This is a genomic window from Acidiphilium sp. JA12-A1 (assembly GCF_000724705.2).
Classification (GTDB): domain Bacteria; phylum Pseudomonadota; class Alphaproteobacteria; order Acetobacterales; family Acetobacteraceae; genus Acidiphilium; species Acidiphilium multivorum.
The window spans coordinates 1-728 of record NZ_JFHO01000267.1 but is presented as its reverse complement, the minus strand read 5'-3'; the positions used below and the strand labels follow the sequence as shown (position 1 = coordinate 728).

General features: G+C 56.8%; 2 protein-coding genes. One reads left to right on the top strand and one right to left on the bottom strand.

Annotated features, from left to right (window positions below):
• The first annotated feature begins 146 nt into the window (after positions 1-146).
• Positions 147-461 carry a hypothetical protein gene (locus RT91_RS19815; RefSeq protein WP_035189743.1) on the top strand — a complete coding sequence of 105 codons (315 nt, stop codon included), beginning with the start codon at positions 147-149 and terminating at the stop codon, positions 459-461.
• 4 nt (positions 462-465) lie between these two features.
• Here RT91_RS19815 and RT91_RS21135 read toward each other — a convergent pair.
• Positions 466-728: transposase (locus RT91_RS21135; protein ID WP_205409004.1), on the bottom strand; the 263-nt coding region annotated here is incomplete at its 5' end.

Here is a 728-nt window from a genome sequence, read left to right as displayed (position 1 = left end):
TTTGGAAAGACTGAACACACAGCTGATCAGCGACGGATGGGGATTCCGACGCACTTCGATCAGCTCCAGGGGCTGCTCAAGAATCTGGCGCGCGATGTCGGCGATTCTGACGCCTCGTTATTGAGCAGCAGATTAAGAAATACATTATGGACGCAGTGCAGCGGGCGAACATTGATATTCCTCCGCTCGGACTTGTGCTTCCGACTTCAAAACTTGTTTGGATCTTCTTCCGGCAGGGGCAAAACTTCTACTGTTACGGACAGGGCTTTCCAGGTGATCTCGCTGCAACCTATTCATATTGGAAGGTTTCCGGGACCGAGCTTGGCGACTTCCGCAAGGAATATAGCGTCTACAAGGCATGGGCCTATTATCGGGACATTGCGACCCCCGCCATCACCGCGCAGAATGCCAACTACACGGTAGTAGGGAACTTTTTCGGTAATGGTCTGCAATTTGAGTAGCTGCTCATCCCCGCCGGGAGGCGTGTTGAATCAATTGTGAATTGACGTGACCACGTCGGATGCCTTCGCGGGCCTGCCGACGCCAGCCCCAGATCTGCTGCGGACAAAGCGCCCAGCGCCGCGCAACCTCCGTCACCGTCGCTCCCCCACGAAGCGTCTCGGCAACAATCCGCGCCTTCTCCGCGTCCGACCACCRCCGTCGCCGGCCCGGACCAGTCAAAACCTCAATCCGCCGAAACCCCGCTGCCTTCGCGTCGTCGTTAATTA

What these genes read in the sequence shown, in the direction of transcription:
- RT91_RS19815 (WP_035189743.1), top strand. Translation starts at nt 147, where the DNA reads ATGGACGCAGTGCAGCGGGCGAACATTGATATTCCTCCGCTCGGACTT.